The organism is Acinetobacter sp. WCHAc060025, from assembly GCF_004209355.1.
In the GTDB taxonomy this organism is placed as follows: Bacteria; Pseudomonadota; Gammaproteobacteria; order Pseudomonadales; family Moraxellaceae; genus Acinetobacter; species Acinetobacter wuhouensis.
In genome coordinates this window covers 59975-81943 of sequence record NZ_SGSX01000016.1, presented here as the reverse complement: position 1 = coordinate 81943, position 21969 = coordinate 59975, and the positions used below count along the sequence as shown (strand labels likewise).

The 21969-nt window shown below is 38.5% G+C and carries 22 protein-coding genes; 8 read left to right on the top strand and 14 right to left on the bottom strand.

What is annotated here, in order from left to right:
* Positions 1–115: 115 nt before the first annotated feature.
* From EXE09_RS13950 to EXE09_RS13940, 3 genes are all read left to right on the top strand, one after another.
* The gene (locus EXE09_RS13950) at positions 116–3130 is read left to right on the top strand and encodes a peroxisomal multifunctional enzyme type 2 (RefSeq protein ID WP_130117678.1); all 3015 of its coding nucleotides are present in this window, start codon (positions 116–118) and stop codon (positions 3128–3130) included.
* A 325-nt stretch (positions 3131–3455) separates the two neighbouring features.
* Positions 3456–4637, top strand: coding sequence for a lipid-transfer protein (locus EXE09_RS13945; protein ID WP_130117677.1), 1182 nt, complete (start codon positions 3456–3458; stop codon positions 4635–4637).
* A 136-nt stretch (positions 4638–4773) separates the two neighbouring features.
* Complete coding sequence (locus tag EXE09_RS13940) at positions 4774–5667, top strand: metal-dependent hydrolase (protein ID WP_130117676.1); 894 nt, start codon at positions 4774–4776, stop codon at positions 5665–5667.
* A 103-nt stretch (positions 5668–5770) separates the two neighbouring features.
* Here EXE09_RS13940 and EXE09_RS13935 read toward each other — a convergent pair whose 3' ends face one another.
* From EXE09_RS13935 to EXE09_RS13905, 7 genes are all read right to left on the bottom strand, one after another.
* Complete coding sequence (locus EXE09_RS13935; protein WP_130117675.1) at positions 5771–6517, bottom strand: hypothetical protein; 747 nt, start codon at positions 6515–6517, stop codon at positions 5771–5773.
* 389 nt (positions 6518–6906) lie between these two features.
* Positions 6907–7266: a cupin domain-containing protein gene (locus tag EXE09_RS13930; RefSeq protein ID WP_130117674.1), complete on the bottom strand. Its 360-nt coding sequence runs from the start codon at positions 7264–7266 to the stop codon at positions 6907–6909.
* Positions 7267–7353: 87 nt separating this feature from the next.
* Positions 7354–7902, bottom strand: a complete 549-nt coding sequence (folE, locus tag EXE09_RS13925) for a GTP cyclohydrolase I FolE (RefSeq protein WP_171405017.1) — start codon at positions 7900–7902, stop codon at positions 7354–7356.
* Positions 7903–8029: 127 nt separating this feature from the next.
* Positions 8030–8731, bottom strand: a complete 702-nt coding sequence (locus EXE09_RS13920; RefSeq protein WP_130117673.1) for a Smr/MutS family protein — start codon at positions 8729–8731, stop codon at positions 8030–8032.
* Positions 8732–8922: 191 nt separating this feature from the next.
* A complete protein-coding gene (gene trpC / locus EXE09_RS13915; protein WP_130117672.1) occupies positions 8923–9729 on the bottom strand; it encodes an indole-3-glycerol phosphate synthase TrpC in 807 nt (268 codons plus the stop codon).
* 30 nt (positions 9730–9759) lie between these two features.
* Positions 9760–10806 (bottom strand): anthranilate phosphoribosyltransferase, encoded by a 1047-nt coding sequence (trpD, locus tag EXE09_RS13910; protein WP_068976101.1) that lies wholly within the window; start codon positions 10804–10806, stop codon positions 9760–9762.
* 7 nt (positions 10807–10813) lie between these two features.
* Positions 10814–11398 carry an anthranilate synthase component II gene (locus tag EXE09_RS13905; protein WP_130113834.1) on the bottom strand — a complete coding sequence of 195 codons (585 nt, stop codon included), beginning with the start codon at positions 11396–11398 and terminating at the stop codon, positions 10814–10816.
* Positions 11399–12074: 676 nt separating this feature from the next.
* On the opposite strand from EXE09_RS13905, the gene EXE09_RS13900 reads away from it, so the two are divergent.
* The 4 genes from EXE09_RS13900 to EXE09_RS13885 all read left to right on the top strand — a co-directional run bounded on the left by EXE09_RS13900 (position 12075) and on the right by EXE09_RS13885 (position 15882).
* Complete coding sequence (locus tag EXE09_RS13900; protein ID WP_130117671.1) at positions 12075–13016, top strand: hypothetical protein; 942 nt, start codon at positions 12075–12077, stop codon at positions 13014–13016.
* 115 nt (positions 13017–13131) lie between these two features.
* Positions 13132–13665 (top strand): GTP-binding protein, encoded by a 534-nt coding sequence (locus EXE09_RS13895; RefSeq protein WP_068976098.1) that lies wholly within the window; start codon positions 13132–13134, stop codon positions 13663–13665.
* A 422-nt stretch (positions 13666–14087) separates the two neighbouring features.
* Positions 14088–15503, top strand: a complete 1416-nt coding sequence (gene glnA / locus EXE09_RS13890) for a type I glutamate--ammonia ligase (RefSeq protein WP_171404991.1) — start codon at positions 14088–14090, stop codon at positions 15501–15503.
* 100 nt (positions 15504–15603) lie between these two features.
* Positions 15604–15882 carry a hypothetical protein gene (locus tag EXE09_RS13885; RefSeq protein WP_130117670.1) on the top strand — a complete coding sequence of 93 codons (279 nt, stop codon included), beginning with the start codon at positions 15604–15606 and terminating at the stop codon, positions 15880–15882.
* A gap of 111 nt (positions 15883–15993) precedes the next feature.
* On the opposite strand, the gene EXE09_RS13880 is transcribed toward EXE09_RS13885, so the two are convergent.
* The 5 genes from EXE09_RS13880 to EXE09_RS13860 form a co-directional block, all read right to left on the bottom strand.
* On the bottom strand, positions 15994–16401 hold the full coding sequence (locus tag EXE09_RS13880) for a DUF3106 domain-containing protein (protein ID WP_068976095.1): 408 nt from the start codon (positions 16399–16401) through the stop codon (positions 15994–15996).
* Positions 16391–16717, bottom strand: a complete 327-nt coding sequence (locus EXE09_RS13875; RefSeq protein WP_068976094.1) for a hypothetical protein — start codon at positions 16715–16717, stop codon at positions 16391–16393. The genes EXE09_RS13880 and EXE09_RS13875 overlap by 11 nt, the downstream gene beginning before the upstream one ends.
* Positions 16710–17324, bottom strand: a complete 615-nt coding sequence (locus EXE09_RS13870) for an RNA polymerase sigma factor (protein WP_068976093.1) — start codon at positions 17322–17324, stop codon at positions 16710–16712. Before EXE09_RS13870 ends, EXE09_RS13875 begins: the two co-directional genes overlap by 8 nt.
* A 158-nt stretch (positions 17325–17482) precedes the next feature.
* Positions 17483–18259 (bottom strand): TrmH family RNA methyltransferase, encoded by a 777-nt coding sequence (locus EXE09_RS13865; protein ID WP_130113831.1) that lies wholly within the window; start codon positions 18257–18259, stop codon positions 17483–17485.
* Positions 18260–18356: 97 nt separating this feature from the next.
* On the bottom strand, positions 18357–19331 hold the full coding sequence (locus tag EXE09_RS13860) for a class 1 fructose-bisphosphatase (protein WP_130117669.1): 975 nt from the start codon (positions 19329–19331) through the stop codon (positions 18357–18359).
* A 175-nt stretch (positions 19332–19506) separates the two neighbouring features.
* Between EXE09_RS13860 and EXE09_RS13855 the strand changes: the two genes are divergently transcribed.
* Positions 19507–19692, top strand: coding sequence for an NF038105 family protein (locus EXE09_RS13855; RefSeq protein ID WP_068976090.1), 186 nt, complete (start codon positions 19507–19509; stop codon positions 19690–19692).
* Between the two features lie 145 nt (positions 19693–19837).
* Here EXE09_RS13855 and pal read toward each other — a convergent pair whose 3' ends face one another.
* Together pal and tolB are read right to left on the bottom strand one after the other, a co-directional pair.
* Positions 19838–20407: a peptidoglycan-associated lipoprotein Pal gene (gene pal, locus EXE09_RS13850; protein ID WP_068976089.1), complete on the bottom strand. Its 570-nt coding sequence runs from the start codon at positions 20405–20407 to the stop codon at positions 19838–19840.
* Between the two features lie 77 nt (positions 20408–20484).
* The gene (tolB, locus tag EXE09_RS13845) at positions 20485–21768 is read right to left on the bottom strand and encodes a Tol-Pal system beta propeller repeat protein TolB (RefSeq protein WP_068976088.1); all 1284 of its coding nucleotides are present in this window, start codon (positions 21766–21768) and stop codon (positions 20485–20487) included.
* Between the last annotated feature and the right edge of the window lie 201 nt (positions 21769–21969).

The following is a 21969-nucleotide window of genomic DNA, read 5'->3' as shown; positions in this document are numbered from 1 at the left end:
TACGAAGCAAGCTTCTCATCTTTAAAAAGAGGGGAACTTCCATTGATTAAAATTTATTTTTGGTTATGGATAGATGTAAGTTAAACAATAAAATAATCAAATCAGGGATATAAAAATGTCAGAATTACGTTTTGATGGACGTGTAGCCATTGTCACAGGTGCAGGTGGTGGCTTAGGACGACAACATGCACTGACCCTTGCAGCACGAGGCTGTAAAGTGGTGGTGAATGACTTGGGCGGTGGCGCACATGGATCAGGTCAGTCTTCTTCAGCTGCCGACAAAGTTGTGGAAGAAATTCGTGCAGCAGGCGGTGAAGCAATTGCCAATTATGACTCGGTGGAAAATGGTGAAGCTATTGTCCAAACAGCTTTAGATCATTTTGGTACTGTAGATATTGTCATTAATAATGCAGGGATTTTACGGGATGTCAGTTTTGCCAAAATGACTGAGCAGGATTGGGATCTGATCATGCGTGTGCATTTGAATGGCTCGAAAAGTGTCTCACATGCAGCGTGGCCAATCATGCGTGAAAAAGGCTATGGTCGAATTATCATGACCACATCAGCCGCAGGGATTTACGGAAACTTCGGTCAAGCCAATTATTGTGCGGCAAAATTGGGTATTCTTGGTTTAGCCAACTGTTTAGCGGAAGAAGGTCGCAGTAAAAACATTTTCGTCAATACCATTGCACCATTAGCAGCGTCCCGTTTGACTGAAACTGTGATGCCACCTGACTTATTGGCTTTGCTGAAACCTGAAGCGGTGAGTCCTTTGGTGGCTTGGCTTGCACATGAAGATTGTAAGGAAAATAAAGGTTTATTTGAAGTCGGGGCAGGCTTCGTTGCTAAACTGCGTTGGGAGCGTACAGAGGGTTATATTTTCCCAAACAAACGCCCATTCAATGTTGATGATGTGGCACGGCATTGGGACAAAATTATCGATTTCACAGAATCAACTCATCCTACATCAACCACAGAATCATTCACGCCGATTCTTGAAGGTATCAACCATCCAAACTTAGGCGGTAATGAATTCATCGACTTGGATGTTGCATCCAAAGCCAAACTTGAGATCGAATCGTCTTATGATGAACGTGATTTATCACTTTATGCATTGGGCATTGGTGCAGCGCAAAATCCATTGGACAGTTCAGAACTTGCCTATGTCTATGAGTTGGGTAGTGAATTCCAAGCCTTTCCAACTTATGGCGTGATGCCACAAATGAATGCCATGTTGCAAATGGCAAAGCAAGGCGTTTCACTTCCAGGTATGAATTATGGCTTTGATCGTGTGCTACATGGTGAGCAATATACTGAAATTAAACGACCTTTACCGCCACATGCCAAGTTACAGCATACATTTACCCTAAAAAGTGCCTATGACAAAGATCCGAATGCAGTGGTGACTTTTGCAATTTCGTCTAAAGATGAGAATGGTGAAGAACTCATTTACAACGAAATGACAGCATTTGTTCGCGGTGCAGGCGGTTGGGGCGGTGATCGTGGTGATTCAACAGAAATTAATGTCGCACCTGAGCGCGAACCTGATGCCGTGATTGAAGAAAAAACCGATGTGAATCAAACGCTGTTGTATCGTTTATCAGGCGATTGGAATCCTTTGCATGCCGATCCTGCATTTGCCAAAGCTTTTGGTTTTGATCGTCCAATTTTACATGGCTTATGTACTTTTGGTTTTAGTGGTCGCCTTGTGATTAAAGCATTTAGCAATAATGATGGACGTTATTTCAAAAGTATCAAAGTACGTTTTGCCAAGAGTGTCTATCCGGGCGATACCCTTGTCACCAAAATGTGGAAAGAATCGGATACCAAAATCATTTTTGAAACGTGGGTGAAAGAACGTAATGAAGTGGTAATCAAGAATGCTGCCATTGAATTATATACGGAAATTCCTAAGGCAAAAGCCAAAGCAAAAACTGAGCAAGCATCTGTTCAGGCAGTACAGACTTCTAATGAACCTGATCGTTTAATTGCCAAAGATGTGTTTAAAGTCATTGCAGAGTATGTCGCACAACATCCTGAATTGGTGGATAAAACCAAGACGTCATTCTTATTCAAACTCAAAAATCCTGATTCAATGTGGACGCTTGATCTGAAAAATGGTGCGGGTTCGTGTACGCAAGGTGAAATTGCCAATGCCGATGTGACACTTGAAATGGATGAAGAACATCTTGAAACCGTAGTGACAAGTTCATTGGCAGATGTGCAAAAGTTGTTCTTTGGTGGTCAGTTGAAAATTGGTGGCAATGTTATGGCATCCAATAAGCTGATTGTGTTGCAAGAAATTGATTCTAAATTATTTGCTGAGGCGAAAAATCAACGTATTACCAATGCAAGCAGCGCAGGATCATCAGAAAGTGCAACAAACTCAGCTTCTACAGTAAATACTGAAATCACGCTTGCCGATGTCTTTACTGCGGTAAATCAATATATTGCAAATACAGCAGGGATTGTTGATAAAACCAAAACCTCATTCCAATTTAAACTGAAAAATCCTGAGTCTTTGTGGTTTATTGACCTGAAAAATGGTGCAGGTAGTGCAGGCGCAGGCGAGGTTGCCAATCCTGATGTGACCCTTGAAATGGATGAGGAGCATGTGCCAACCGTGTTTAATGGTTCATTAGCCGATGTACAAAAGTTGTTCTTTGGTGGTCAGCTAAAAATTGGCGGTAATGTGATGGCATCCAATAAATTGATCGTTCTGCAAGATATGGACAAAAAGTTGATTGATCAGGCTCGTGATGCACGTGTGGCTTCGGGTGATACAACACAGGTTGCGGCAGCACCGACAAGTACAGCCAAAGTGGCAAAAGCACCTGAGATTTTCACGGCTCTGCAAAATCGTTTGCAAGGTGAAAGTAATGCAAGCCACACTTATCAATTCAATATTACCGAGCCGAATGAGTCATGGACAGTGAATTTAGCCAATGGCAGTGTGCAACAGGGCAATGATACCAATGCTGATGTGACATTGACATTATCCGATCATCATTTGGCAGAGTTGGTTTCAAGTCAGCGTGAGATTCGTGACTTGTATCAGCATGGTGATGTAGTGGTGGATGGTGATATTCGTTTGGTGCATCAGATGCAGTTTTTGCAGAATTTGGCTTGATGATGATTGAGTTGAAAATACTGCCACGATGAAGTATCGGACTTAGTGTGAGTTAATGATATTAAATCCACCCTTGCGGAGCATGCTCCTCACCTTTATTAAAGGAGGGGGCTTTCATTACTAAAATTATTTTTAGTTACAGGTAGTTCTCTTCATTTTCAAAGATGAGTAGTAAGGCTGTACAAAGCGAGGGAGATTTTCAAATATTTAACTTACAAGTTTGCTTAATTGAAAGTGTTACTTATCGAATGGACATTCCATTATCAAAGTTAAATAAATATTAATTGATAATGGAATAAAAAATAAATCAAATCAGGATATTAAAATGAAAAGACGTGTCAATGTAATTGGTGTCGGCATGACCAAATTCGCCAAACCGGGTGCAAGTGCTGAATATTATGAAATGGCAAAGGAAGCAGGACAGAAAGCCTTACAGGATGCCAATATCCAATACAATGAAATCGAACAAGTTTTTGCAGGCTATGTTTATGGTGACTCGACTTGCGGGCAACGAGCAGCTTATGAACTTGGTTTAACAGGTGTGCCGATTGTCAATGTCAATAATAACTGCTCTACAGGTTCAAGTGCTCTATTCCTTGCCCGTCAAGCCATTGAAGGTGGATTGGCTGAATGCGTGCTCGCACTCGGTTTTGAGAAGATGGAAAAGGGTGCATTGGGTGCAAAATTCAATGACCGTGAACCACCGATGGGGCAACATGCGCAAGTCATGTTAAATGTACAAGGTTTCAATTCTGCACCACCTGCGGCACAAATGTTTGGTGGCGCAGGGCGTGAGTACCGTTGGAAATACGGTACGAAAAAAGAAACCTTTGGGCAGATTGCGGCCAAAGCCCGTAAACATGCGAGCAACAATCCTTATGCCTTATTTGGTCAGGTCTTATCTTTAGATGAAATCATGGCATCGGACAATGTCTTCGATCCATTGACCCGTTTTCAATGTTGTCCGCCAACTTGTGGCGCAGGTGCAGTCATTTTATGTTCTGACGAATTTGCCAAAAAGCATGGTATTTCCAATCCTGTTTATATCGCAGCGCAGTCAATGACAACCGATTATGCCTCAAGTTTTGAAGAACAAAGCATGATAAAAATGGTTGGCTATGACATGACCAAACAAGCCGCAAATCAAGTCTATGAAGCCGCAGGCATCGGTGCGGAAGATGTGGATGTGATTGAATTACATGACTGTTTTACGGCTAATGAATTGCTCACCTACGAGGCTTTGGGGCTTTGTCCTGAGGGTGAAGCTGAAAAATTCATTTGGGATGCGGACAATACCTATGGTGGTAAATACGTCACCAATCCATCAGGGGGCTTATTGTCTAAAGGGCATCCTTTGGGTGCAACAGGCTTGGCGCAATGTACTGAATTGGTGTGGCAATTACGTGGTACAGCAGATCAGCGTCAAGTTCAAAATGCCCGAATCGCTTTACAACATAACCTCGGTTTGGGTGGAGCGTGTGTCATTACCATGTATCGCCGTGATTAAAACTGCATCAAATTCAGGAAAATGGATTTTGATGACATGGAAATGAGTTGAAATGACATAGCGAATTGTATCCATCGGGGTACAATTTTGTTAAGGACATCACGTCAATTCAAATAAATATAGACAGGATTCAGCTATGGGTATTCTACAGAAATTTATTAAATCAGCTGTTTATCACGAGCCATTACCGATTCGCCGTGATATTCGTTTTGATTTACCTGCAGATCGTATTGCAGATTGGCATACGGAAGCGGGCCCGATTTTCACCGCATTATTGAATACATTCTCCATAGTTTTACCGATTGGTGAGCGATTCTTTATTGATGCAGTTCGTGCCCATCGTGACTTAGTTGAAGACCCTGAGCTCAAAAAAGCCGTGACTGCATTTATTGGTCAGGAAGCCATGCACGGTCGTGAGCATGAAGACTATAACAGTGCTTTGTTTGCACGAAATCCGATTGCACCGAAGTTTGAAAGCTTTGTACTTGATGTTTTTGGTTTGATGAAGAAGTATTTACCTGCATCATATTCGCTTAGTGCAACCATTGCACTTGAACATTTCACAGCGTTGCTTGCAGATTCTGTGTTGCAAATTCCTGAATTATTTGATGGTGCAGAAGAACATTATGCCAACATTTGGCGTTGGCATGCTTTTGAGAAAACTGAACATAAAGCTGTAGCTTATGATGTTTGGAATACAGCAATGGGGCAGGGGATCTATGCTTATTTATTGCGTAGCTTTGGTTTAGTCGCTGCAACTATCGTGTTTTGGGGTTTTGTACTGCCTGTATTTACCAAAATCGTAATCGATGAGAAAAAATTGACTGATCTTCCTAGTTGGAAAAAAGCGTATAAATATACCTTTGGTGAAGTGGGTGCATTGCGTAGGCAATTGGGCAATTATATTGATTATTTCCGCCCGAGTTATCATCCTTGGGATCACGATAACCGTGAAAAAATGATGGCTTTACAAGATTTGATTTATCAATTGGCTGATGCAACAGCGGCTAAACAGAAAAAAGTATCTTAATCTCCAATGATTGAAAAATGATTGAAAAATGATTGAAAAATGATTGAAAAATGATTGAAAAACACAGGTCTAAATAGCCTGTGTTTTTTTGGAAAATGTTGAGTTATTTAAATAATGTCCCTGCTTGTGATAACACCGTTTTGCCGTTTTTACTGACTTCTAATGTGACATCGGGTGTTTCATTTGTCCCCAAAATATTTCTATAGACGATGTATTGATAAGCACCACTTTTAAACATAAAGTTGTGATTACCACCCGAGCCATCCATAACAATTTGTCCATTATTTAAAATCAAGTCAGGCTTTTGAATTTGAGCTTGGTTACGTCCCCATGACGCATAACGATATTTTCCATTGTTCATTTGATCAATTCGAACTTGGAATTTTGAAGTTTTAAATTGTAATTCAGGTGCTTTAAATGTTTTGAGTGATGGATGTAAATTATTTTTTTGTTTGGCAATAATTTGATTTTTATAACGTTGTTCAGCATCGCTACTATAATTTACTGCAGTGATTTGTTTGTCACTGATCCAAACAGTACCGCTATCTAGCATGATGCCACGCCAACCGACACTTTGCCATTGTGAGAGTTTTGAATTAGCAATATTTTTCATCAACTTCTGATCAAAGACTTGGTTAAAGCGTTGTTTCATTTGTGCTTTATTATCAATACTTGGAATCGGTTCTTCACGAATTAAGGGATAACGAATACTGTTTGCAATTGCATTTTGATCATTTTTCTTAAACAGATTGATAATACCTTGAATTTCTTTTTGCTCAGTCGCGTTAAGATTATCTGCAAAAGTAGCATGACTACTGAGAAGGAGAAGGCTTAAAATGATTTTTTTCATAGAAAAATATACTGTCTGATAGGCTAAGTTAATTATATGATTTACGAAAAAGAGTGCATGAAAAAATGAATGATAAATGTATCAATATTGAAATAAAATAAAGGTAATGAAAGCTTAGGATTGGCAATTCTTATTGTAAATAGACTTCTTACGAAAGTTATTTTTGGCGAGATTTTAATCATTATTGAATATTCCCTTTCCTTTTAGGATGAGAAATATCATTTCGCAAGAGGGAGAGGTTTTTTATTTACCCCCCCTCATCCTCTTGCGGAGTTACCTCCTCATCCCTGAGCCATATATGGCGTAAGAGAAGGAGCTCCCTATATGCTTTTGAATATGTTTTGAGTCTAAAATAAAAAAAATTCTGACTTATGCAAGAGATCTTAGGCTTAGACTTCTACTACAACAAAATATTTTTTCACCGCTTCAACTACTTCAAAAGTGCCTTTAAATGAGGGTGGTATTACGCCTGCTTCACCTGCTTTGACCTCAATAAACGTATTATTTTCTGCATCGTGAATACGGACAATACCTTCAATAATATTAAAAAATTCCTGCTTATTGTCTGCAAATACAATATTCCAAGCACCAACTTCACATTGCCAAATTCCACAATTCATATTGGGGTGTTCATATAAACTTTGGGTTAAGCGTTTTGGATTGCCATTTACCAAACGATCAGGGCGTGGGTAATCTACAGTCGTTTCACTGTGTGCTAAACCTTGACCTGCTAAATATAAATTTGTCATTACATGATCCTGATTGCTATATTTTTTTATTGCACTGATAAAACAAAGCCCCAATAAAATTGAGGCTTCGAACAGTATTGCTAAATCTTAGTGTGCTTCAGGTACAGCCGATAAAAATTCACGACGTGCTTCTTTATCCGTTTTAAAATCACCAACAAAAGACACAGTACGGGTTGTGGATTCTTGTTTACTTACACCGCGCATCATCATACACATGTGTGCAGAATCAATCACTACGGCAACACCGCGAGCATTAGTCACTTCTGCAACTGCATCGGCAATTTGCTTGGTGAGTTGTTCTTGAATTTGCAAACGACGAGCAAACATTTCAGTGATACGGGCAAATTTAGACAGACCTAAAACATTACCTGATGGTAAATAGGCAATATGCACACGACCATGAAATGGCAATAAATGGTGCTCACATAACGAATAAAATTCGATATTTTTTACCAAGACCATTTCGTCATTGTCAGAAGGGAAGACCGCATTATTGGTCACTTCTTCAAGTGTTTTGCTATAGCCAGACGTCAAGTACGAAAAAGCTTTAGCCGCACGCATAGGCGTATCTTTTAGACCTGGACGATCGAGGTCTTCACCAACGGCAGTTAAAATATTTGCGTAGGATTGCTGCATAGACATAAAACGTGTTCACTTATAACGGTTCGAACAAGGACGGCATTGTAGCAGAAAAAACCATATTTTTTGCTATCTATAAGATAAACCGTCACTTAGGAGAGTGATTAGCTTTGAAAATAAATGGTTAAGGTGTTGAATTAAATTTTGGATTTTTTTCAGCACGTTTTAGAAGCACTAAAACCGCACCTGTACCACCTTGTTTTTCAGGCGCACTGACAAATGCCAATACATCACGATGCTGACGTAACCAACCATTGACATAGGTTTTGAGAATCGCATCAGGTCCTTTGCCATGTACGATTTTAATTACGTTTTGGTTCTCTTCTTTCGCGATCTGAATGATTTGTAAGACCGCAGAACGTGCTTCTTCAACCGTACAACCATGCAAGTCCACCGCTTCGAACCAACGGAGATTACCCGCTTTTAGATCTTCAAAAACTTTGTGTTGTAGAGTCGCAATGTGATAGCTCAATGTTGCCTGACTTGCGACAGGGTTTAAAACTGCTTGAGTATCAGAAAGTTCTGCATCGTCAGTTTCAAAAGCACCTTCAGCCGCAGCACGTTTAGCTAGGGTTTTTGCATCAGGTTTTTTACGAATATTTGTGCGTTCAATTTTGGCAATATTACTATTGTCGATTTTTTTCACGCCACCGAGTGCTGTTTTAAATAAATCAGCATCACTGATTTCTTCAGGTGCAACTTCCTGTACTTTCTTCGGTTCAGGCTGTGATGCCACTTTGGAAGAATGTGGATGAGTGATTTGTTTTTTGAATTGTTTTAATAAATCGAGCTGTGATTTTGAGAAAGGTGAATCTGAATTACTCATATTTGCAAAAACAGTAAATGACCAAATTTACTGTGAATTATAGTCTGATTTCAGTGAAATTTGAATGGTGATCTATTCATTCAGTCATTTGAGTATTACTAATTGTGGTAGAGAACCATAATTAAAATAAAAAAGCCCAACACTTTACAGTTGGGCTAATTTATCGACTAACTAAATCACTAAAACTGAAATTAAACCTTCTCAGGCACACCAAACAGCTCAGTAAATGCATGATCAGGGCGAGGTTGTTTCATAAAACTTTCCCCAACCAAGAATGCATGAATATCATGTTCCTGCATTTTGCGTACATCATCAGGTGTGGCAATACCACTTTCCGTGATCAATAAACGAGATGGATCAAGTAATTTTTTCAAACGGAATGAATTGTTTAAATCCACATCAAAGGTTTTTAAATTACGATTATTCACACCCAATAAACAACGATCAGACAATTTCAATGCACGTTCAAGTTCATCTTCATCATGTACTTCCACAAGTACATCTAGATTTTGCTCAAAAGCAGTTTTAGACATTTCTTCAAGTTGTTGATCAGACAAACTCGCAACAATCAATAAAACACAATCTGCATGCAAAGCACGTGCTTCGATTACCCCATAAGGGTTAATCAAAAAGTCTTTACGTAGGGCAGGTAGTGAACAATGACTGCGTGCAATTTGAATATTTTCATCTGCGCCTTGGAAGAAATCGACATCCGTCAATACAGACAAGCAAGCAGCTCCTGCATTTTCATATTGCTGCGCAATTTCCGCAGGATTAAAGTTTTCACGAATAATCCCTTTAGATGGCGATGCTTTCTTAATTTCAGCAATCACCGCAGGGCGTTTACTGTACAAAGACTGCGCAAAACCACGTACAGGTGTTGCCGCCTGAGCAAGTTCTTCAATATCTTTCAAACTACGTTGCTTTAAACGTGAAGCAAACTCTTCATATTTACGATCAACGATTTTACCAAGCATGGTATTGGCAATATCCACCATAATAATTTCCTTAATTCAGCTTCGAAGTGCTTAAGCTTCGTATTCTTTTAATGTTTTGGTAAATTCAGACAACACGCCCATTTTCTCTAAAGCTTGACCGCCATAGATAATGTCATGTGCCAAAGCTACACCTTGTTTGTAGGTATTGGTTAAACCTGAAACATAGATGCCTGCGCCCGCATTGAGTGCGATCATACTTGCTGCTTTTTCGCCTTTCGGTGATTTTTTCTTACCCAAAGCATCTTTAATTAATGCCAAGCTTTCAGCAGCGCTATCTACGGCTAAACCTGTTAATGTTTGCGATTCAATATCGACATCTTCAGGCTGAATCATCCATTCAGTGACTTCGCCATCTTTCAGTTCAGCCACATAAGTCGCAGATGCAAGACTAATTTCATCCAAACCATCACGTGAATGAACCACCATCACATGTTCAGCACCGAGTTGTTTTAACACTTCAGCCATAGGACGGCAAAGTTCAGTTGAAAACACACCAATCACAAAACGTTTTACCCCAGCCGGATTCGTAAGCGGGCCAAGTAAATTGAAAATACTGCGGAAACCCAATTCCTTACGTGGGCCCGCAGCATATTTCATGGCTTTATGATGATTGGGTGCAAATAGGAAACCCACGCCCATTTCACGGATACAACGTTCGGTTTGTTGCATATTTAGATCAAGATTAATACCCGCTTGTTCTAATAGATCAGAAGAGCCTGATTTAGAAGACACACCACGATTACCATGTTTGGCAATGGTTGCACCTGCGGCAGCAATCACGAAAGAAGATGCAGTAGAAACGTTAAACAGGTTTTGACCATCACCACCTGTACCGACAATATCAATTAAATAAGGAATATCACTGACATCAATTTTGATGGCAAACTCACGCATCACACGTGCGGCAGCTGTAATCTCATCAATACTTTCACCTTTTAAACGCAGACCCATCATCAATGCACCGATTTGGGCATCTGTTGCTTCGCCACTCATGATGGTACGCATCACTTCTTCCATCTGCGGTTGAGTGAGTTCAATATTTTTAGTGACGTTATTTAAAGCTTGTTGAATATTCATTTTTTAACTACGCATAAATTTCTAAAAAGTTTTTAAAGATTTGGTGACCGTGTTGGCTCAAGATTGATTCAGGATGAAACTGCACGCCCTCGATTGGCAATGTCTTATGTTTAACACCCATGATTTCTTCCATTGAGCCATCGGCTTGATTGGTCCAGCAAGTCACCTCCAAACATTCAGGTACAGTCGCTTGATCAATCACCAATGAATGATAGCGTGTTGCTGAAAATGGAGAAGGTAAGTTACTGAAAATGCCTGTGTTACTATGATACATATCAGACAAACGCCCATGCATCACAGTTTTGGCACGAATAATATCGCCACCAAAAGCTTGTCCAATTGCCTGATGTCCTAAACAGACACCTAGCGTTGGAATCTTTCCAGCAAAATGCTGAATTGCAGGAATCGAAATACCCGCTTCAGACGGTGAGCAAGGACCAGGACCAATCACTAAATACTTTGGTTGCCATCGCTCAATATCCTCTAAAGTCACGGCATCATTGCGAACAACTTTCACTTCTTGATTTAACTCGCCAAAATATTGGACGATGTTATAAGTAAAGCTATCGTAATTGTCGATCATCAGAAGCATGAGCTCATTAACCTATAGAAATGTACGCACTAAATTGTGCTTAATTGTCAGATAATAATTGACTATTCCACGCGGGTTTTCTCAGATTTTACGATCATGAGCCGGATGAAATAGTAAATACCGCATTATCATAGCAAAACTAAGTCCTGCTGTGTGCGTATTTCAATACGGTTAAGGGGAAACTTTGGTTCAAAAACTATACGCAAGTGAAGTTAGATAGATGAGGTTGGAATAGCAAAAATTCAAAGACTAAGATTTTACACAGCATCTGATTCAGATTAGTGTTTTTATCGCAAAGCAGGGAATAGTGACACAGATTTAATTTTGATTACTTTTTAATTAATTTTGTTTAATAAGTTAAATGTGTTTATTTAATTTAAATAATAAGTGTGTTTATAAAGAATAAGTAAATTTATTATAGTTTTATTTTTAATTTCGATTTAATAATTAAAATTAATGATTTGTTTAATGCAGGATATTATTTTTTAATTTAATATATTTTATTGAAGTTATTAATCTATTTTTTTAATATATATTATTATATTATCGTATTTTATAGAGTTAAAAGTGTTTTTTAGCTTGTATATTTTTTTTGATTTTATTTGTAGTGATGTATATTATATTTCTTATATAAAAGTGATACCATAGTCACAATATTTGCAAGGCGTGGGACTAAATGAGAGAAGAAATAAAAATTGCCATATTTGGTTTGAGTTTAAATGTACTCGATACAATTAAGCAAAAAGTTCGTTTAATGTATGATGACTCATTGGATGTGAGTTGGGCAAATATAGCTGACCCTCATTTAGATATTTTACTTGTTAATGATATGTTTTTTAGTTCTCCAACCATACAGAATTTAGTTGGTGCTAAAAAAGTACCCTATTTACGACTGGTGAATAAAAATGAAAAATCAGGGCAAATTGAAGGGGATAAACTGTATTTACCTTTTATTGCCACAGATGAGATCCGTAACTGGTTTAAAGACCGTTATCTTGATGTGCCTGTCAGCGTTAAAGCTGTAAATATTGTTAACCAGATTTCAAAAAATGTGGATATTACGAAAGTGATTCCAGAGCTGTTTAATGAAAGAAATGGCAATGTACAGATTTTTGATGGTAAAGGTAATATTGCTTTGGCAAGTATTCGTACTCAGCAAGTGTGGCCAGATGTATCAAGAAAAATACAAGGTACAGATGCTTCTTTAAATTATACCTATGCAACGATGCAAATGGCACAGGCTGTAAGTGTTCAGCAGGGTGTAGATTTAACGTCGTGGCTTTGGGATCTATTGTGGTATTCAGATGTAGTCAATGAGAAACACAATTCATCAAATTGTTATAAATTGCTAGATTGGCCGCAACCTATTCATCAGAATGAAAGACAAATGATTTTTAAGATCGCAGCATGCTTTGAACGTGGTGCGAGTATTCAGCAAGTTGCTCAAAAAACTGATTATAGTGAAGCGGAAATTAATAGATTTGTTTCAGTTGGTTTATTGAGCCAAGTATTGAAAAAAATTTCAGCAGATGAAACAAAATTGGTTGAAAAAGTAGAGCAATCATCAGGTGTCTTGCGTGGTTTCTTTGGTAAATTACGGAAAAAATTGGGACTTTAGCTTTTTAGATAGATAGGTACAAGTGCTAATTAATCATATGAGTACTTGATCTAAAAGTTAAAGAAAAACTGATGAAATTTAATAGATTTAAATGTAAAAATTGAAGGATGAATACGTGATCTTACATAAATATAAAATTGTTTTTGGCGGTAAAATGGGGGCGGGGAAAACCCAAGCGATAAAATCATTATCAGAAATTTCAGTATTATCTACAGAAGCACAAAATACCGATGAAGATGCACATAGCAAAGCATTAACAACCGTTGGAATCGATTATGGTGAAATTCGATTGGATGATGGTGTAGTTATTGGCTTATACGGTACGCCAGGACAGGATCGTTTTGATTTCGTATGGTCGGTGATTTGTAAAGGCGCGATCGGAGCTGTAGTCTTGATTGATCATTCTCAAAAAGATGCACTTGAAGATCTAAAATTTTATTTTCAGACATTTAAAGAATATTTAAACAACATTGTTGTTGGTGTAACACATGTGGATGAAGATCCACAAAATCTTTTGAAGCAATACAAAGATTGGATGCATTTAAATGAATACACCATGCCAATTTTTGCTGTTGATGCACGAAAAAAAGATGATGTATTGTTAATGGTTGAATCTTTGATTGCTCGAGCGGAAGTTGAATTTAGTTGATCACACAATAAAAGTGATTATTATCGACGATTTAAAATTTTTTCATCATGAATAATAGTAATACTTTTTAAGCGTAAATTTTATATTTACGCTTTTTTTATCTTAGGAACGCAGATTGGCTTTTTGTGAGGTCAGTCTTTTTAGCAAAAAATAAGCACCAATTTAATCCAGTTTAGAATAATTGCACAAAAATAGTGCATCAAAGTTGTGCTTTATAATTTAAAAATGAGAAGTGTGTGTGAATATGGTGCAATTCTAAATTCTCTAAGTATAATAGATGAAATTTAATAGTTGCTAAGCTTATTTTCTAATATGAAATTCAACATATTAGCAATTATTTTAAAAGTTGGTACGCAAATTGCTATATAAATACCAACTACTAACACGCACTTCACAAGTGCAACAAAAATTCATTGGAGCAAATGAGCATGGCGAACAAGGTCCTTCAACTCATACAAGAAAGTGGCGCAAAATGGGTCGATTTTCGCTTTACTGATACTAAGGGTAAAGAGCAACACGTAAGTTACCCATCTGATACGATCGACGAAGATACTTTCGAAGATGGTAAAATGTTTGATGGTTCTTCAATCGCGGGTTGGAAAGGCATTGAAGCATCTGACATGATCTTACGTCCAGATCCAGAAACGGCTTTCCTTGATCCGTTCTTTGCTGAAGCGACTGTCGTGATCACTTGTGACGTTATTGAACCTTCAACTGGTCAAGGTTATGACCGTGATCCACGTTCGATTGCTCGCCGTGCAGAAGAATACCTAAAATCTACAGGTATTGGTGATACTGCATTTTTTGGTCCTGAACCAGAATTCTTTGTATTTGACGAAGTGAAATGGGACATTGACATGTCTGGCGCGCGTCATACATTGATCGCTGAAGAAGCTGCTTGGTCTACAGGTAATTCTTATGAATCAGGTAACTCTGGTCACCGTCCTCGTGTAAAAGGCGGTTATTTCCCAGTTCCTCCTGTAGATTCTTCACAAGACATGCGTGCTGAAATGTGTGCTCGTATTGAAGATATCATGGGCCCAGGTCGTGTAGAAGTTCATCACCATGAAGTTGCATCTTGCCAATTAGAAATTGGTGTAAGTTTCAACACGATGGTTCGTAAAGCTGATGAAGTTCAACAGTTTAAATATGCAGTTTGGAACGTTGCTCACCAATATGCTAAAACTGCGACTTTCATGCCTAAACCAATGGTTGGTGATAATGGTTCTGGTATGCACGTTCATATGTCTATCTCTAAAGATGGCAAGAACTTGTTTGCTGGTGATGAATACGCTGGTCTTTCTGAAATGGCGTTGTATTTCATTGGTGGTATCATCAAGCATGCTCGTGCGTTGAATGCAATCACAAACCCTTCAACAAACTCATATAAGCGTCTTGTTCCGCATTATGAAGCACCAATCATGTTGGCTTATTCTGCGCGTAACCGTTCTGCTTCTATCCGTATTCCTTACGTTTCAAGCCCTAAAGGTAAACGTATCGAAGCGCGTTTCCCTGATCCAATGATGAACCCGTACTTAGGTTTTGCTGCATTGTTAATGGCTGGTCTTGACGGTATTCAAAACAAGATTCACCCAGGTGAAGCAGCTGATAAAAACTTATATGATCTTCCTCCAGAAGAAGAAGCTAAAATCCCTACAGTTGCACATAGCTTAGATATGGCAATTGAGGCGTTGAAAGCTGATCATGACTTCTTGTTAAAAGGTGGCGTGTTCACTAAAGATATGCTTGATGCTTATATTGAGCTTAAAACTGAAGATGTACGTCGTCTTAACACGACTACTCACCCAGTTGAATTTGATATGTACTACAGCTTGTAATTCGTTCACGAATTTAAGCAATAAAAAAACCTGCACTCGATGCAGGTTTTTTATTGAATGCGTTAAAATATAAAAATATCAATGAATGATTTAAATTGTTATGGCAAAACCACGAAAAAAACACACTGGATTTTTTCCTTGGATTGATCCACAAGATCATGAAAAAGGATTTAAATTAAATTTTTCTGAAGTGACATATCTTGAAATTGGACGAACAATTGAAGGATATAAGCAAGCTGAATTTGTTGAGTTGAGAAATCCAGAATTGGCTTTGGCTTTTGATTACCCAAAGAGTTTTTACATTAGTAGTGAAGGACTTGTGTTGATTAAAACACCTCAAGGCAAGTTTGAAGTGATAGCTAAGACGGATAATGCCTAACATAGCAATGTGATGATGGACTAAATCTGTGATTGATAAGAATTGCAGGGCAAGTGATTGAATCAAAAAAAGCCAGTGAGGACATTCACTGGCTGTAATTTCTAAAAAAATTTAATGAGTGGCAACTGTGTTTAATTGATATTTTTGCATATATTCTTCGCGAATATCATTGCGTTGTTCAGCTGTTGTTGCTTTTTGCATTTTTTGACGCATTTCATTGCGTTCACTACTGCTCATTTGTTGCCAGACTTCACGCATTTTTTGCTTTTCTTGTTCAGGCAGCTGGGTGAACCAGTCCATGCGCTGTTGTAAAGCTACGCTTTGATTGGTTGGGATCTCTTTTAGATTTTGATAGCGCTTAATTAGTGCTTTCTGTTCTTCTTCAGAAAGCCCATCCCATGTTTCGTTGACTTGAGTATTTGCATCTTTAGAAAAAATCCAAAAACGCTCAAATCCAGCAAAACTTGTTTGTAGAAAACCAATAGCACAAAATGCCAAAACTAATTTTCTAGCTGCCATGGGAATTTTTATCCTCGCCAAATACAGAAAGCATGTCTAAATCTTCCATCATTTGAGGTGAGAGTTTAGGGCTAACCACCACTTGTTGCGGTGTTTGAGCATCTTTTGATAAGTCAAAAGCATTTGGAATAACCACAAAACCAGTGATTGCAGCTGCAAGTGCAAATCCTGTCATTTTCCAATGTGCAAAACGTGATGTTTGCTTATGCTCAATATGGTCAAGTACGTTATTGATCACAACTGCCTTATTACGGTGATTGCGAGCAATTCCATCCAATTTGGTGGTAACTTGTTTGGTAAAATCATCATTATTCATGTGATGAACCTCCATACGGATTTAGATGTGATAGCGTGGCTCTCAATCCTTGAATCGCCCTGTGATAATGGGTTTTCACGCTACCTTCAGTACAGTTCATAATTGAAGCTGTTGTTTGTGTATCAAAACCTTCCCAAGCACGTAACATAAATGCTTGTTGTTGACGTACAGGAAGTCGACTGATGGCTTCTTGAATCTCTTCTACAGTGACATCTTGATCTAAGAATTGAAGTGGGTTTGGTGTAGATTCATCTACAATTTCCATCACTTCTTCTTCGTCAGAATCTAGATCAATTTTACGAAATAAAGAGAATGGGGAAGCACGTCGCGCTTCTTTGCGACGCCAGTCTTGTAACTTATTATTTAAAATTGTGTAGAACAGGGGATACCATTCTTCTGTGGACTTGTCAGCATAGGATTTATACAGGGAAATAAACGCTTCCTGTACCAAATCCATTGCAATCCCATTATGACCTTGGGTCGCATTTTCCATCATCACTAAGGCACGACCTGTCACATCCTGCATAAAAAAACGCAGACGCTGTTCAGCTGTACTCGCTTGAGTACTGGCTAATTCAGACTGTGACTTCTTCGGTGCTAAGTCCATAGAGATGGAAAATCCCGTCATTGGGTACCCACCATACATATTTTAAATTCGTATCCATATAACGTTTAAAATCAGTGATGGGTTGACATGAAATCAATTATTTTTTTAGTTTAAATGATTTTTGACAATAACGGGCATAATTTAAAATAAATTAACGATTATAGGCGCTGTCTGACCATTTCAAAGAAGCAAATTGACCCAGCAACAGCAACGTTGAGAGACTCTTGACCACCTGGTTGTGGAATGCTTACGGCTTCTGCATGTTGTAATGCAAAGTCTGATACGCCTTGACCCTCATTACCTAAGATCCAGACACACTGTTTTCGCAATTGTTTTGAATAAAGGCTTTCTGCGTTATGTGAGCTAGTGACATAAACTGGAATTTTAAATTGTTTGAGTATGTCTTCGAGTACAACATTTTCATAAGTTTGTAGTGAAAAATGTGCGCCCATACCTGCGCGAAGGACTCGTGGTGACCAAAGTGATGCAGAGCCTTTGGTACAGACGATTTGTTCAATTCCTGCAGCTGCTGCTGAACGTAGTAGTGTACCTACATTTCCAGGATCTTGAATATTTTCAAGAATTAAGGTGTCTTCTGTAAAATTCAAAGCTTCACGTGATGAGGGTAGGTCTACAATTGCTAGGCAGGCGATAGATGTGCCTAAAGTGCTGAGATCTTTATATAACGCTTCACTTAAGACAAAAACGATACCTGTGTATTGAGAAAAAATTTCATCAAAATCAGGGTGTTCAAGTGCATGTTCGGTGGTAAAGATCGACTTGATTTGGCGGTTTTTTTCAAGCCAAGCGAGTGTTAGATGTGTTCCTTCAAGAACGGTTTGTCCTTGTTTTTTACGATAGGTATTTTGTTCAATTAAACCACGTAAGTGTTTAATTTTGGGGTTATCACGTGATTCTAAAAATATGGTAGGCATGGGAGTGCATCCAAAAAATGTAAATCGGGGTTGTGCATCTGCAATAACCCCTGAATGGACTTACTCCCTGAAGCAGAGAGTAAAAAATTTTAAAAACTTAGTTGTGGTAGCTTGTTACAAGCTCAACTTCATTTTTAGAACCAATCACCACAGGAACACGTTGGTGTAATTCTGTCGGTTGAATATCTAAAATGCGGACACGACCAGTGGTTGATGCACCACCTGCTTGTTCCATGAGCATACTCATTGGGTTTGCTTCATACATTAAACGTAAGCGACCTGCTTTTTTCGGATCTTTGGTATCGTATGGGTAAAGGAAAATACCACTACGGCATAGGATACGGTGAATGTCACCTACCATACATGCCACCCAACGCATGTTGAAGTCTTTGTCACGTACTGAAGTTTTACCCGCTTGTAACTCATCAATATAACGTTTTACAGGTGCTTCCCAATGGCGTCGGTTTGATGCATTAATTGCATATTCTTTGGTATCTGCAGCCACTTGAATGCTTTCAGAAGTCAGTAAAAATTCTTTAGATTTAGGATCAAAAGTGAAGAATACTGTGCCAGCGCCGACAGTCAACGCCATCATAGTTGATGGACCATAAAGTACATAACCCGCAGCAGCTTGGTCTTTACCCGCTTGCATAAAGTCTTCAGCTTGAGTGACTGCATTTTTTGCATTTAAAATAGAGAAAATTGTACCAACACACATATTAATGTCGATGTTACTTGAACCATCAAGTGGATCAAATAAAACCAAGTATTTACCATTTTCTTGTGCAGGGGTGAATTCATCTAATTCTTCAGATGCTAAACCACCGACATTTTTATTGATTTTTAATGCATCAATTAAGTAGTCATTTGAAATAACGTCGAGTTTCTTTTGTTCTTCACCTTGTACGTTTTCATGTTGCGCACTACCCAAAACACCTGCCAAAGCACCTTTTTGAAGAAGTTGATCAATTGCTTTACACGTCGTGGCAATTGTTTCAATAACATTTGCGAGTTCAGGTGTCAGGTTCCCTTGTTGTTGTTCTAAATATTGGGATAGGGTGCGATATGACATATCAGGGGTGCTCCAAAAGCAAAATAGTCGATCAAATTAAACAATCTGCCTATTTTAGATGAGTTCAGACAAAAATAGAAATGATCCTGTGTTATTTGTCGTGAAATTGCCCTTGCAAGTATTTTATAAAGTGTTATGTTGAACTTATAACGATATGGAAAGAGGGAGCACTGAGATGACAACAGCCAAGTTTGAAGCGACTCCAACACAAGGTGAAGGTATTGATTTAAAAGAAATCAGTACTGAAAGTGTGAAAGATGCATGGAAGGATTATGAAGCGAAACCTGAGTTTAAAAAATTCAATAAACATGACATGATTGAATCCATGCAAAGCCCCAAGCCAGAGCAATCCAAGGCTTAATTTATAAAAGAGCGTTCATTTTTAAATGGACGCTTTTTATTGGACTGGATAATAACTAGGTAAAGTGAGAAATAGAAAAATGCCCAATTTATTGAGCATTCTCTATAACGATTTAAGAACTTAAAATCTATTCATGATTTAGAAATTATTTCAAAAGCGGTGGAACAGCTTCGTAGTTAATTTCTACGCGGCGGTTTTCTTTCCACGAAGTTTCATCATGTCCTGTTTTGATCGGCATTTCTTTACCATAACTGACTGCTTCAAGCTGATTTGCTTTGACACCATTGGTAATTAAATAGCTTTCAACTGCTTTTGCACGGCGTTCACCCAAAGCCATGTTGTATTCACGTGTACCACGTTCATCTGTATGACCAGTTAAAGCCACTTTAGAGTTTGCATTGGCAATCAAGAATTGTGCATGTGCTTGAAGTGTTTGATAATCTTCATTCGACAAATCGCTGCTGTCATAATCAAAATGTACAACACGTTTTGCTAAGAATGCTTTATTCGCTTCAGTTACACCTTTAGACGATGCACCAATTAAGTTTTGAGCATTTAAAGCAGCATCTTCACTTAGACCTTCGGTATTTACAGTCGTTGAGCCACTTGGATTTGTGCCTGATTCAATTGTTGCAGCAGGTTTACGGCTTGCACAACCTGTCATCACGAGGCTAACTGCTAATAAGGGTAAAGCTAGATATTGAATTGATTTCATCTTGATCTCCAGTACTTCAATTTTGAACTGATTGAATATTAAATTAACGAAACATTTACAAATTTTAAAACAAACGATTATTTGGGTGCCCAAGCAGGTTCACGGACTTCACCTTGCTCACTTGGTAAATTCATACGGAAGCGACCATCGGTTGACATGATTGCCAATAAGCCACGATTACCTTCACGTGTTGCATAAACCACCATTTGTCCATTTGGAGAGAAACTTGGTGATTCATCTAAACTGGTTGGGGTGAGAATATTGGTGATTCCTGTCGAAATTTCTTGAATCGCAACTTTATAGTTACTACCCGATGGACGATGTACCAATGCAACATATTTACCATCCGCACTTAAAGTACCACGTGCGTTGAATGCACCACGGAAAGTTAAACGTTTAGTCGTACCATCAGCAAAGTTATAACGATAAATCTGTGCAGAGCCACCACGGTCAGAAGTGAAAATAAATGATTTTCCATCTGGTGAATAACGTGCTTCTGTATCGATTGCGCTATCGTTGGTAATGCGTTTGACTTGGCGTGAGTCTAAATCCATTTGATAAACTTCAGGGTTACCATGCATTGAAGCGGTAAATAGCATTGATTTACCGTCTGGTGAGAAGCTTGGCGCGCCATTTAAACCACGGAATCCTGCAAGCTTTTCACGTGTACCTGTTGCCAAGTCTTGAACATAAATTGCTGGGCGTTTTGTTTCAAAAGAAACGTATGCAATTTTTTTCGCATCAGGTGTCCAAGCAGGGGAAAGGATTGGGTCGCGTGAGCTTAAAATGGTTTTCGGTTGTTCGCCATCTGTATCTGCAATTTGCAAGGTGTAGCGCTGTTCAGGTGTTGCTGGGTTACGTAATACATAAGCAATACGTCCAGTGAAGTCACCTTGAATACCTGTAAGTGCTTGGTAAATTGCATCACTGATCATGTGTGCAGCTGAACGCACTCGTGATTTTGGGACAGTGAGTAATTCATTCAATAAGAATTTTTGTTTTTCAACGTCATACAGTTGGTAATGAATCGCCAATGAGCCATCTGCATTGGTTTTTGATTCACCTAATACTACATAAGGGACACCAGCTGCTTTCCATGCTTCAGCATTGACATTATTTAAACTTGCTGTTGCAGGTAGGTTTTTCGAAGCACTGGTAAAGCGACCAGAGCGATTTAAATCTTGCTCCACAATCGGATAGATCGCTTGGTCATTGCTAAAAGGGATGATTGCAATTTTCGGTGCAGATTCAGGTGCTTTGGCAATTTCGAGTTGGAGCTGTGCATAGCTTGTCGTAATCAGTGCAGGACTAAATGCAGCAAAAATTGCTAATCCTAAGAGATGTTTAGGGATGATTTTCATGGGGCGTCATTAACTCAAATATTGGTTTTTTTAACTGTGTTAGCTTTGTAGCATAAAGACATGATTTTAATCTATATAAAGCATGTAATTATGAACAAAAGATTACTTAAGGGGAAAGTTATATTCTTACTATAAATAGTTGTGTTTAAAATTTTGCATTGATGTGATGATTATTGAGTTAGTTGTATCCACTTATATCGT

What these genes read in the sequence shown, in the direction of transcription:
- EXE09_RS13950 (WP_130117678.1), top strand. Translation starts at nt 116, where the DNA reads ATGTCAGAATTACGTTTTGATGGACGTGTAGCCATTGTCACAGGTGCA.
- EXE09_RS13945 (WP_130117677.1), top strand. Translation starts at nt 3,456, where the DNA reads ATGAAAAGACGTGTCAATGTAATTGGTGTCGGCATGACCAAATTCGCC.
- EXE09_RS13940 (WP_130117676.1), top strand. Translation starts at nt 4,774, where the DNA reads ATGGGTATTCTACAGAAATTTATTAAATCAGCTGTTTATCACGAGCCA.
- EXE09_RS13935 (WP_130117675.1), bottom strand. Translation starts at nt 6,517, where the DNA reads ATGAAAAAAATCATTTTAAGCCTTCTCCTTCTCAGTAGTCATGCTACT.
- EXE09_RS13930 (WP_130117674.1), bottom strand. Translation starts at nt 7,266, where the DNA reads ATGACAAATTTATATTTAGCAGGTCAAGGTTTAGCACACAGTGAAACG.
- folE (WP_171405017.1), bottom strand. Translation starts at nt 7,902, where the DNA reads ATGCAGCAATCCTACGCAAATATTTTAACTGCCGTTGGTGAAGACCTC.
- EXE09_RS13920 (WP_130117673.1), bottom strand. Translation starts at nt 8,731, where the DNA reads ATGAGTAATTCAGATTCACCTTTCTCAAAATCACAGCTCGATTTATTA.
- trpC (WP_130117672.1), bottom strand. Translation starts at nt 9,729, where the DNA reads ATGGTGGATATTGCCAATACCATGCTTGGTAAAATCGTTGATCGTAAA.
- trpD (WP_068976101.1), bottom strand. Translation starts at nt 10,806, where the DNA reads ATGAATATTCAACAAGCTTTAAATAACGTCACTAAAAATATTGAACTC.
- EXE09_RS13905 (WP_130113834.1), bottom strand. Translation starts at nt 11,398, where the DNA reads ATGCTTCTGATGATCGACAATTACGATAGCTTTACTTATAACATCGTC.
- EXE09_RS13900 (WP_130117671.1), top strand. Translation starts at nt 12,075, where the DNA reads ATGAGAGAAGAAATAAAAATTGCCATATTTGGTTTGAGTTTAAATGTA.
- glnA (WP_171404991.1), top strand. Translation starts at nt 14,088, where the DNA reads ATGAGCATGGCGAACAAGGTCCTTCAACTCATACAAGAAAGTGGCGCA.
- EXE09_RS13885 (WP_130117670.1), top strand. Translation starts at nt 15,604, where the DNA reads ATGGCAAAACCACGAAAAAAACACACTGGATTTTTTCCTTGGATTGAT.
- EXE09_RS13880 (WP_068976095.1), bottom strand. Translation starts at nt 16,401, where the DNA reads ATGGCAGCTAGAAAATTAGTTTTGGCATTTTGTGCTATTGGTTTTCTA.
- EXE09_RS13875 (WP_068976094.1), bottom strand. Translation starts at nt 16,717, where the DNA reads ATGAATAATGATGATTTTACCAAACAAGTTACCACCAAATTGGATGGA.
- EXE09_RS13870 (WP_068976093.1), bottom strand. Translation starts at nt 17,324, where the DNA reads ATGGACTTAGCACCGAAGAAGTCACAGTCTGAATTAGCCAGTACTCAA.
- EXE09_RS13865 (WP_130113831.1), bottom strand. Translation starts at nt 18,259, where the DNA reads ATGCCTACCATATTTTTAGAATCACGTGATAACCCCAAAATTAAACAC.
- EXE09_RS13860 (WP_130117669.1), bottom strand. Translation starts at nt 19,331, where the DNA reads ATGTCATATCGCACCCTATCCCAATATTTAGAACAACAACAAGGGAAC.
- EXE09_RS13855 (WP_068976090.1), top strand. Translation starts at nt 19,507, where the DNA reads ATGACAACAGCCAAGTTTGAAGCGACTCCAACACAAGGTGAAGGTATT.
- pal (WP_068976089.1), bottom strand. Translation starts at nt 20,407, where the DNA reads ATGAAATCAATTCAATATCTAGCTTTACCCTTATTAGCAGTTAGCCTC.
- tolB (WP_068976088.1), bottom strand. Translation starts at nt 21,768, where the DNA reads ATGAAAATCATCCCTAAACATCTCTTAGGATTAGCAATTTTTGCTGCA.